Genomic DNA, 9,266 nt, shown 5'->3' with positions numbered 1-9,266 from the left:
TCGGGATCGATCTGGTTCACGCCAGCCCGGATGTCGGTGAGAACCTGCAGGACCACCTGCAGATCCGCACGGTCTACAAAGTGTCGTCGGCGCTGACGCTCAACACCCTTGCCAACAGCCTGAGCGGCAAGGCGCGGATCGCGCTGCAATATGCCTTTGCCCGGTCGGGGCCGATGTCGATGGCGCCAAGCCAGTTCGGCATGTTCAGCAAATCCGATCCGTCGATGGCGACGCCGGACCTGGAATACCACGTCCAGCCTTTGTCGACGGACCGGCTGGGCGACCCGCTGCACCCGTTCCCGGCGATCACCATGTCGGTCTGCAATCTGCGGCCCGACAGCGTCGGCTCCGTACATGCCACGACACCTGAATTGGCCGTACAGCCGGAAATCCGGCTGAACTATCTCTCGACGGTGCGCGACCGCGAGATCGCGCTGAGCTCGGTGCGCCAGGCGCGCATGATCATGACCGCCAAGGCGCTTGCCGACTTCCATCCGGAGGAAATCCTGCCCGGTCCCGCCCACCAGTCCGACGACGACCTGCTGCACCAGATCGGCTCGATCGCGACGACGATCTTTCATCCGGTCGGCACCTGCCGAATGGGCGTCGACGATCGCGCCGTCGTCAGTCCCGACCTGTGCGTGACCGGTGTCGAGGGTCTGCGCGTCATCGACGCCTCGATCATGCCGCGCATCGTCTCCGGCAACACCGCCTCGCCCGTGGTGATGATCGCCGAGAAGGCGGCGGATATGATCCGCCGACCTGCATGAGCCGGCGGCGACCAGCTATGACCCGGGTATGTCGTAGATCGCCCTGACCTCGACGGTGCCGAGTTCGGCCAGCGGAATGTCGCCGGCGATCTCCAGCGCCTCGTCGAGGCTCTCGGCCTCGATCATGACGAAGCCGAGCAACTGCTCCTTGGTCTCGGCGAACGGGCCGTCGGTGACCAGTCTTTTCCCGTTGCGCCGCCGCACACTCTTCGACGTCTTCACCGATTGCAGCGCCTGCGCGATGATCAGCTTGCCTTGTTGGTCCAACGATCTGTCATAGGCCAGCGAATCGGCGTCTAGCTTGGCCGATCCTTCCGGGGTCAACGCATAAAGGCTCTGTTCCTCGCCATAGACCAGGCAGACATATCTCATTCCGATCTCCCGTGTTGTGATGGACCATAGGATGCGGTGATGATGGTGTCAGCCGCGCCTCCGAACGCCGCCGCATGATCGAGAAGGCATGCCGCGATGCCGATGATGGCGACCGCCGCCAGCAGCCGGCCGAAGCCGGAGGGCGGCGGATCGAGCCAATAGTCTTCCTGTCGCCGGGCCTTGTGCTCAGGGCATTTCCACAGCGCGAAAAACAAACCGTCCATGTGAGCCTCCATCCGGCCGCGAAATCCGTGGCCGCCCGTAGGACGGTCGAGTCCGATGGAAGTCGACATTTTTGCGCGCGCTTTTTTTGAGAAAGAATTTTGGACGCCACCGCTCGAAGAGCGCGGTGGCCTTCGCGCGTGCCCGCGCTATAGTCCTGGGGAACGCCGGCGCTCTGCCGGCGCAACCCCGACGATCAAGGAGGATTTCATGGACCGCACCGCGAACGCCGTCTGGAATGGCAATCTGAAGGAAGGCAAGGGCACGCTCGACTCCCAGAGCGGGGCGCTGAAAGGCACGCCCTATTCGTTCAAGGCGCGCTTCGAGGACGAGAGCGGCAAATCCGGCACCAACCCGGAGGAGCTCATCGCCGCCGCGCACGCCGGCTGCTACGCCATGCAGTTCTCGCACTTCCTCGCCGAGAATGGCACGCCCGCCACCGAACTCGACGCCAAGGCGGTGGTGACGCTGGTGCCCGGCACCGGCATCACCGGCAGCGCTCTCACCGTCGTCGGCAAGGTGCCGGGCATCGACGCGGCAAAGTTCAATGAGCTGGCCGAGAAGGCCAAGGCCGAATGCCCGGTCTCGAAGGCGCTCGGCGCCATCAAGGTTTCGCTCGACGCGAAGCTGGGGTGAGAAGACTGCAGACGTCGGTCTGCCGGCGCTGCTCATTATTACAGACGCTGGGTGCTGCCCCTCACCTGCCTGCCGGCGTCCCCTCCCCGTATAGTGACGGGGAGAGGGGCGCTGTCACCGATGGTTTCGCCAATCTCCAACGCTGCGAGACTGGCGCCAAAGTCGCGGCCAGCCTCTTTCTCCCCGTTTACGGGGAGAAATGCCCGGCAGGGCAATGAGGGGCAGCCCCGACTTCGGCCCGGATGCGAGACTACTGCATTAAGGCACTACTACCCGCCCAGTGCCTCGACCTTGGCACGCAGCGCCGCCACCTCCTCTTCAAGCGCCAGCACCCGGGCCTCAAGATCGGAGCCCGATGACGCTGGCGGCTGCCATGGCGCCGCTGCGACGGCCGCCACATCCACCGGCCCGCCCAGCAGATGCACATAGCGGTCCTCGCGCTGGCCTGGCCCGCGCGGTATCTCCTGAACGAGCGCCGGCCGGCGGCCGATCAGCATGTCGAGTTCACCGCGCAGATCCTCGATCGACGAAAACCGCGCCATGCGCTCGCTTCGCGCCAACAGCTCATATGCGGTCTGCGGCCCGCGCAACAGAAGCAGCCCGACCAGGGCGGTCTGCGGCGTGGTCAGCGAGAATCGCTGCGCCATCTGATGCTCATAGCGCTCCACGCGCGAACCGAACATCTGCCGCACCAGCCCCTTCTGCTCAAGCAGCTTCAGGGCCCGATGCACCTCGGTCTGTTCCAGCGCCATCACCGGCTCGCGCGCCGTCTTCTGGTTGGCGGCGGCAAGCGCTGCATTGAGCGTCAGCGGATAGACGTCCGGCGTCAATTCCTTCTTCTCGATCAGGCAGCCGAGCACACGCGCTTCGGCGGGAGAGAGGATGGGAAGGTCTTCGCTCATTGCCGTGCAATCCTTTCTGACGCTGGCAGGACAGAGGGGGGCGCGAAGGATCGCCGCGTTTGAGGTTGTCGTTGGTTATCCCGCCAAGGCTAAACCCGCCGCTCCACCATCATCTTCTTGATCTCCGCGATCGCCTTGGCCGGGTTCAGGCCCTTGGGGCACGCCTGCGCGCAGTTCATGATGGTGTGGCAGCGATAGAGCCGGAACGGGTCCTCGAGATTGTCGAGCCGCTCGCCCTTGGCCTCGTCGCGGCTGTCGATCAGCCAACGATAGGCTTGCAAGAGCACCGCCGGGCCGAGATAGCGGTCGCCGTTCCACCAGTAGCTCGGGCAGGACGTCGAGCAGCAGGCGCACAGGATGCATTCGTAGAGCCCGTCGAGCTTCTCGCGGTCCTCATGGCTCTGCAGCCATTCCTTGGCCGGCTCCGGCGACACCGTCTTCAGCCATGGCTCGATCGAGGCGTGCTGGGCGTAGAAATTGGTGAGGTCGGGAACCAGGTCCTTGATCACCGGCATATGCGGCAGCGGATAGACTTTCACCGCGCCGGAAATGTCGTCGCAGCCCTTGGTGCAGGCGAGCGTGTTGGAGCCGTCGATGTTCATGGCGCAGGAGCCGCAAATGCCCTCGCGGCAGGAGCGGCGCAGCGTCAGCGTCGGGTCGATCTTGTTCTTGATGTAGAGCAGCGCGTCGAGCACCATCGGTCCGCAATCGTCCATGTCGACGAAATAGGTGTCCATGCGCGGGTTCTCGTCATCGTCCGGCGACCAGCGGTAGATGCGGTATTCGCGAAGATTGGTGGCGCCCTCCGGCTTCGGCCAGGTCTTGCCCTGCTGAACTTTCGAATTCTTGGGGAGCGTGAGTTCGACCATTACCTGCGGTCCTTTCGGATGACGAGCTTCAGCCCGGACCAGATTTCATTCACGGCGGCGATCTTGACGTCGACCAGGTCGCGCTTCAGCGCCTCGGCGCGGATGACGTCCTCGGTGACGTCGGTCGCCACCTTCGACGCCTTCTTCGGCCATGAAACCCAGACCATGCCGTCGCGCTTGATCGCCGTCTCGATGCCGGCAAGGCCGTCCTCGATCTCGGCGCGCCGCCGGGTGAAGGCATGCACGGCATCGTATCTCTGGCGACCAGAAATTTCCGACCAGTCGGCCAGCCGGTCGATCGCGGCAAAGTCCACGGCTCCGGCAAGATCATCCAGCTCCGGCGGCAGCGCGATGAAGGCGGCGACCATGCCGTCCTTCAGGCCGAGCTTGGCCGGAAGCGGGGTGCCGGAATATCCCGTTGCCGCCAGCGCCATCGTCAGTACACCCTGGCCTTCGGCGCGATCTTGGCGAGGCTGATGCCGCCGTCCTTCTCGGCCAGCAGCGGCTCGGTGTGCACCGGACGATAGGTCAGCGTCACCTTGCCGTCCTCGCTGAGATGGGCCAGCGTGTGCTTGCGCCAGGCGGCGTCGTCGCGGGCCGAGAAATCTTCCCGCGCATGCGCGCCGCGGCTCTCCTTGCGAGCCTCGGCGCCGTAGACCGTGGTGATGGCGTTGGCCATCAGGTTTTCGAGCTCCAGCGTCTCGACCAGATCCGAATTCCAGATCATCGAGCGGTCGAACACCTTTATGTCCTTGAGCTCGCCCCAGATCTGCGAAATGCGCTTGCAGCCATTTTCCAGCGATTCCTGTGTGCGGAACACCGCCGCGTCTTCCTGCATCGCCTTCTGCATCTTTTCGCGAAGCACCGCCGTCGGCGTCGAGCCGTTGGCGTGGCGAAGCCGGTCGAAGCGGTCCATGATCTTCTCGACCGAGGCTTCGTTCGGCGACGGGATTGCCGACTTGCGGTCGATCACCTGGCCGGCGCGGATCGCCGCGGCGCGGCCGAACACGACGAGATCGATCAGCGAGTTGGAACCCAGCCGGTTGGCGCCATGCACCGAGGCGCAGCCGGCCTCGCCGACCGCCATCAGGCCTGGCGATACCTTGTCCGGGCTCGCGGCTGTCGGGTTGAGCGCCTCGCCCCAGTAGTTGGTCGGCACGCCGCCCATATTGTAGTGCACCGTCGGCAGCACCGGGATCGGATCCTTGGTGAGATCGACGCCGGCGAAGATCTTCGCCGACTCCGAGATGCCGGGCAGCCGCTCATGGAGCACCGCCGGATCGAGATGGTCGAGATGCAGGAAGATGTGGTCCTTGTTCTTGCCGACGCCGCGTCCCTCGCGGATCTCCAGCGTCATGCAGCGTGAGACGACGTCGCGCGAGGCGAGGTCCTTGGCCGACGGCGCGTAGCGCTCCATGAATCGCTCGCCCTCGGAATTGACGAGATAGCCGCCCTCGCCGCGGGCGCCCTCGGTGATCAGGCAGCCGGCGCCATAGATGCCGGTCGGGTGGAACTGAACGAACTCCATGTCCTGCAGCGGCAGTCCGGCACGGGCGGCCATGCCGCCACCGTCGCCGGTGCAGGTATGCGCCGACGTCGCCGAGAAATAGGCGCGGCCGTAGCCGCCTGTCGCCAGCACCACCATCTTGGCCGAGAAGCGGTGGATGGTGCCGTCGTCGAGGTTCCACGCGACGACGCCGGTGCAGGTGCCGTCCGGCTCCATGATCAGGTCGAGCGCGAAATACTCGATGAAGAACTGCGCGTTATTCTTCAGCGACTGGCCGTAGAGCGTGTGCAGGATGGCGTGGCCGGTGCGGTCGGCGGCCGCACAGGTGCGCTGCACCGGCGGGCCGTCGCCATAGTTCATCATGTGGCCGCCGAACGGCCGCTGGTAGATCTTGCCTTCCTCGGTGCGCGAGAACGGCACGCCGTAATGCTCGAGCTCGTAGACGGCGGCCGGCGCCTCGCGCACCATGTATTCCATGGCGTCGACGTCGCCCAGCCAGTCCGAGCCCTTGACGGTGTCGTACATGTGCCACTGCCAGGAGTCCGGGCCCATGTTGGAGAGCGAGGCGGCGATGCCGCCTTGCGCCGCCACCGTGTGCGAGCGTGTCGGGAACACCTTGGTGATGCAGGCGGTGCGCAGGCCCTGCTCGGCCATGCCGAGCGTGGCGCGCAGGCCGGCGCCGCCGGCGCCGACGATCACCACGTCGAACTTGTGATCGACGAAAGTGTAGGCGGAATTGGCTGATTTCGCGTCCTTGGCCAAAATGTCAGCCTCCGAATGCCAGTTTGAGCAGGGCGAAGAGCGAGGCGACGCCGACCGCTACGGAAAAAAATGTGTTGAGCGCAATCAGCGCCAGCTTCATGCCTTCGCCATGCACGTAATCCTCGATGATCACCTGCATGCCGAGCCGCATGTGGTAGAGGCCGGAAATCAGCACCAGCGCCAGCACCAGCGCCACGAACGGATTGGCGAGCGCCGTCCGCACTTCCGTGTAGCCGTGGCCGTTGAGCGCGATCAGGAAGCCGACGAAGAACAGGATCAGCGGGATGTTGGCGATCGCCGTCAGCCGCTGACGCCAGAAATGTGAAGTGCCCTCGCGGGCCGAGCCAAGGCCGCGGACCTTGGCCAGCGGCGTGCGCATGTCGGTGTTCTTGCCGCTCATGGTCAGGCTCCCCGCGCCATGTAGCCGGCGATCCAGATCAGCAGCGTGAGCAGGATCGAGCCGGCCAGTGTCGCCCAGGCGATCTTCGAGGCCGTGTGCTTCTCGAGCCCGGCGCCGGTGTCCCAGACCAGGTGGCGTACGCCGCCCAGCATGTGGTGCATTAGCGCCCAGGTGTAGCCGAACAGCACCAGCCGCCCCAGCCACGAGCCGAAGGCCCAGTTGACGAGATCGAACGTGGCCTCGGAACTCGCCGCTGCCATCAGCCAGAGCGCCACCAGCAGCGTGCCGAAATAGAGCGCACCGCCGGTGATGCGATGGATGATCGACATGGTCATTGTGATCGGCGGCCGGTACACGCTCAGGTGCGGCGAAAGCGGCCGTTCACGTCTGGCAAATTCGCGGGTGGCTGGTGATTTGCTCATGGCTCCCCCAGTTCGGCGTCTCTGGAGCCTCAGCGGAAAAGCGGCATTGCCGTTCCCGGTTGCGACTTCGGACAGCCGGTTTCTAATGCTCTTTTTGCACCGCGTCAAAGCCGGAAAATCGTTTTGGAAACGTCATTTAGTCTGAAAAAAGGGCCGGCTTTTGCTTCAATCGATTAGGGCGCGTCCGAAAGCCGGCGCAATGGTTCGCTGCAGTGCGGCATGTCGATGAAGATTGCCTACCTTCTGCAGGTGAGCGGCGTCGACCCCTTCTTCATCAGCAGCGCCTCGCGTCCGTCGATCACAACTGCGTCATGCGTCGTCGCCGCCTGGTAGCGGCTGCTCTGGTTGGCGGGCGACGCCGCAAACTCCTCTGTCCAGCCATCCGGCCCTGCCACACGCAGCGACGTGCCGAGATTTTGGATGGAGATCGTGCCGCCATTACATTTGTAGGTGGCCATGCCGACTGCCGATCGCGGCGCAGTGAGGTCGGTGGTGATCCTGGCTGCGGATGCCGTTGCAGGCGCTGGCGGCGCGGCGGGTGCGGTGGCCTGCAGAGCCGGAGCGGGAGAGATCGCTGGCGATGCCGCCTTGGGCGCGCCATCCTGCGGCACACAGGCCGCTGCCGCAGCGAGCAACGGAGCAAGGAGCAATCCCCGAACCAAGCGGCGTAACGCCATGTGCTGCCCCTCCTGTGCGCGGCACGCTAGCCACGATGTCGTTCCTGATCAAGCTCACCCGGCTCAAACGGCTGGTCGAGGTGGCGCGATGGTGCGGGCAAGCATGGCCGAAAGATGGCCACCCCGTCGGCCGAAATTAACCATGTTTGTTAAAGTCCGGCCGCGAAAGCGGGCCGGCTCTTAACAAAGGTTAAGAAAAGGTTAATTTCCGATTCGAACAGGCTCCAGACCGAAACGGTCGAAGCAAACGGAGGGTGCCATGCGTTCGAATTCGAGCAGACTGCGCCTAGCGGCGCTTGCGCTGGCGGCACTTGCCGTCGGCTTCACGGCGCCGGCCGTAGCCGGGCTGCGCCACCACGACCGCGTCTATGCCGATTCCTTCGGCAATCTCGTCATCGACAGCGCCGCCGGCTACAAACGCATCATCGTCGGCGAAGGCAGGCACGCCAAGGAGCTGTCGAACTTTACCAGTGCCGGCGAGCCCGACGTGATCTACGAGAACGAATCCGACGAGACCGTTGGCCGCGGCTGCTACCAGCCGCCGGTCTTCATCAAGGGCCGCTCCTATATGTACGGCCTGTCCGACGGCGAGATGCCGAACCTCAGCCCCTGCCGTTGAAGACGGCGGACGCCTGCCGCCCGGCCGGGCCGGGCGAGACGCGCACGCAATCGCGGCCGCCGCCCTTGGCCCGATAGAGCGCCTCGTCGGCGCGCCGCAACAGATCGGAAAAGCCCTCGCCCGCGCCGAGTTCGGCGACGCCGAAGCTGGCGCTGCAGCGGTGCTCGGCCGGCAGGCTGTCGATCGGCAGGGCGCCGAACGCGCTGCGCGCGCCTTCGGCGAACAGCCGTGCGGCCGCGAGATTGGTGCCCGGCAGGATGATGGCGAACTCCTCGCCGCCGATGCGCCCGGCGACGTGATGGTCGGCCGCCGCCTCGCGCAGGAAACCGGCGAAGGTCTCGATCACCCGGTCGCCGCAGGCGTGGCCGAAATTGTCGTTGATGCCCTTGAAATGGTCGAGGTCGGCGATCACCAGCGCCACCGGAACGCCACGGCGCGCGGCATCTCTCAGGGTGATTTCGGCATGGCGCTCGAAGCCGCCGCGGTTGAGCAGCCGGGACAGCGCGTCGGTTTCCGATTTCGACGTCGCCTCGGCCAGCACGTCGCGCACCAGTATGGCCAGCGCAAGCAGCGCCAGCGCCAGGCCGAACACGGTGCCGAGCGATTGCGACACCAGCGCGTAGCTCGTCTGCACATAGGATTGCGGGTCGGCGCCGCGGCCGCCCAGCGCATGCGCGATGAAGGGCTTGGAGGCGAACTGCAGCGCGCTGGCCGTCAGCACGCCCATCAGTATGGTGTCGAGCCGCTCGCGCCTTTGCCTGGACGACCAGACGATGCCGAGCGCGGTGAACTGCATGACGGCGTAGGGAAGCTGATAGGCCATCATCGCGGTCAGCGACTGGCGCGGCAATTCCTGCACGAGATAGACCCCGACGGAAGCGATGGCCAGGAAGAGCAGCATCGGCCACCATGGCGGTGCCACGCCGTATTTGTGGGCAAGGCCGCCATTGAAGACGATGGTGGCGCCGAGGAAGACGGCAAAGGCGGCGACGACCGGGAGCCGGGCATTGTCGAAGGCGGGGATGACGAATTCGAGGGCGAAATAGACCATGCCGATCATGTAGCCGAAGGCCAGCCAGCGCGCCGACACCCGGTTTTTGTCGTAGAT

Annotated in this window: 13 protein-coding genes; 3 read left to right on the top strand and 10 right to left on the bottom strand. The window is 65.2% G+C overall.

Annotation, left to right across the window (positions count from 1 at the left end; translation table 11 throughout):
• The coding region (locus EN742_RS13900) for a GMC oxidoreductase (protein WP_245492316.1) at window positions 1–770 on the top strand (770 nt) is incomplete at its 5' end.
• Between the two features lie 15 nt (window positions 771–785).
• Here EN742_RS13900 and EN742_RS13895 read toward each other — a convergent pair.
• Together EN742_RS13895 and EN742_RS13890 are read right to left on the bottom strand one after the other, a co-directional pair.
• Window positions 786–1,142 (bottom strand): YciI family protein, encoded by a 357-nt coding sequence (locus EN742_RS13895; protein WP_126057487.1) that lies wholly within the window; start codon window positions 1,140–1,142, stop codon window positions 786–788.
• Window positions 1,139–1,366, bottom strand: a complete 228-nt coding sequence (locus EN742_RS13890; protein ID WP_126059297.1) for a hypothetical protein — start codon at window positions 1,364–1,366, stop codon at window positions 1,139–1,141. The genes EN742_RS13895 and EN742_RS13890 overlap by 4 nt, the downstream gene beginning before the upstream one ends.
• Window positions 1,367–1,574: 208 nt before the next feature.
• On the opposite strand from EN742_RS13890, the gene EN742_RS13885 reads away from it, so the two are divergent.
• A complete protein-coding gene (locus EN742_RS13885; RefSeq protein ID WP_126057486.1) occupies window positions 1,575–2,000 on the top strand; it encodes an OsmC family protein in 426 nt (141 codons plus the stop codon).
• A 269-nt stretch (window positions 2,001–2,269) separates the two neighbouring features.
• Here the strand turns inward: EN742_RS13885 and EN742_RS13875 are convergent, their stop codons facing one another.
• From EN742_RS13875 to EN742_RS13845, 7 genes are all read right to left on the bottom strand, one after another.
• The gene (locus tag EN742_RS13875; RefSeq protein ID WP_126057485.1) at window positions 2,270–2,902 is read right to left on the bottom strand and encodes a DUF480 domain-containing protein; all 633 of its coding nucleotides are present in this window, start codon (window positions 2,900–2,902) and stop codon (window positions 2,270–2,272) included.
• 89 nt (window positions 2,903–2,991) lie between these two features.
• On the bottom strand, window positions 2,992–3,771 hold the full coding sequence (locus tag EN742_RS13870) for a succinate dehydrogenase iron-sulfur subunit (protein ID WP_126057484.1): 780 nt from the start codon (window positions 3,769–3,771) through the stop codon (window positions 2,992–2,994).
• Complete coding sequence (locus EN742_RS13865; protein ID WP_126057483.1) at window positions 3,771–4,205, bottom strand: DUF3052 family protein; 435 nt, start codon at window positions 4,203–4,205, stop codon at window positions 3,771–3,773. Before EN742_RS13865 ends, EN742_RS13870 begins: the two co-directional genes overlap by 1 nt.
• Window positions 4,206–4,207: 2 nt before the next feature.
• On the bottom strand, window positions 4,208–6,040 hold the full coding sequence (gene sdhA, locus EN742_RS13860; protein ID WP_126057482.1) for a succinate dehydrogenase flavoprotein subunit: 1,833 nt from the start codon (window positions 6,038–6,040) through the stop codon (window positions 4,208–4,210).
• A gap of 4 nt (window positions 6,041–6,044) precedes the next feature.
• Window positions 6,045–6,440: a succinate dehydrogenase, hydrophobic membrane anchor protein gene (sdhD, locus tag EN742_RS13855; protein WP_126057481.1), complete on the bottom strand. Its 396-nt coding sequence runs from the start codon at window positions 6,438–6,440 to the stop codon at window positions 6,045–6,047.
• 2 nt (window positions 6,441–6,442) lie between these two features.
• Complete coding sequence (gene sdhC / locus EN742_RS13850; protein ID WP_126057480.1) at window positions 6,443–6,862, bottom strand: succinate dehydrogenase, cytochrome b556 subunit; 420 nt, start codon at window positions 6,860–6,862, stop codon at window positions 6,443–6,445.
• Window positions 6,863–7,098: 236 nt separating this feature from the next.
• Complete coding sequence (locus tag EN742_RS13845) at window positions 7,099–7,539, bottom strand: hypothetical protein (protein ID WP_126057479.1); 441 nt, start codon at window positions 7,537–7,539, stop codon at window positions 7,099–7,101.
• A gap of 259 nt (window positions 7,540–7,798) precedes the next feature.
• Here EN742_RS13845 and EN742_RS13840 point away from each other — a divergent pair, with 259 nt between their 5' ends.
• Window positions 7,799–8,158 carry a hypothetical protein gene (locus tag EN742_RS13840; protein WP_126057478.1) on the top strand — a complete coding sequence of 120 codons (360 nt, stop codon included), beginning with the start codon at window positions 7,799–7,801 and terminating at the stop codon, window positions 8,156–8,158.
• On the opposite strand, the gene EN742_RS13835 is transcribed toward EN742_RS13840, so the two are convergent.
• A partial coding sequence (locus EN742_RS13835; protein WP_148670100.1) for a GGDEF domain-containing protein occupies window positions 8,142–9,266 on the bottom strand: 1,125 nt, incomplete at its 5' end. The two genes, EN742_RS13840 and EN742_RS13835, sit on opposite strands and share 17 nt — an antisense overlap.

This window comes from Mesorhizobium sp. M4A.F.Ca.ET.020.02.1.1 (genome assembly GCF_004022645.1).
Lineage (GTDB): Bacteria > Pseudomonadota > Alphaproteobacteria > Rhizobiales > Rhizobiaceae > Mesorhizobium.
The sequence above is the reverse complement of the archived record's forward strand: the minus strand, read 5'-3'. Positions and strand labels throughout refer to the sequence as shown.

Coding starts and splice junctions, on each gene's coding strand:
- EN742_RS13895 (WP_126057487.1), bottom strand. CDS start 1,142: ATGAGATATGTCTGCCTGGTCTATGGCGAGGAACAGAGCCTTTATGCG.
- EN742_RS13870 (WP_126057484.1), bottom strand. CDS start 3,771: ATGGTCGAACTCACGCTCCCCAAGAATTCGAAAGTTCAGCAGGGCAAG.
- EN742_RS13890 (WP_126059297.1), bottom strand. CDS start 1,366: ATGGACGGTTTGTTTTTCGCGCTGTGGAAATGCCCTGAGCACAAGGCC.
- EN742_RS13875 (WP_126057485.1), bottom strand. CDS start 2,902: ATGAGCGAAGACCTTCCCATCCTCTCTCCCGCCGAAGCGCGTGTGCTC.
- EN742_RS13885 (WP_126057486.1), top strand. CDS start 1,575: ATGGACCGCACCGCGAACGCCGTCTGGAATGGCAATCTGAAGGAAGGC.
- EN742_RS13840 (WP_126057478.1), top strand. CDS start 7,799: ATGCGTTCGAATTCGAGCAGACTGCGCCTAGCGGCGCTTGCGCTGGCG.
- sdhC (WP_126057480.1), bottom strand. CDS start 6,862: ATGAGCAAATCACCAGCCACCCGCGAATTTGCCAGACGTGAACGGCCG.
- EN742_RS13845 (WP_126057479.1), bottom strand. CDS start 7,539: ATGGCGTTACGCCGCTTGGTTCGGGGATTGCTCCTTGCTCCGTTGCTC.
- sdhD (WP_126057481.1), bottom strand. CDS start 6,440: ATGAGCGGCAAGAACACCGACATGCGCACGCCGCTGGCCAAGGTCCGC.
- EN742_RS13865 (WP_126057483.1), bottom strand. CDS start 4,205: ATGGCGCTGGCGGCAACGGGATATTCCGGCACCCCGCTTCCGGCCAAG.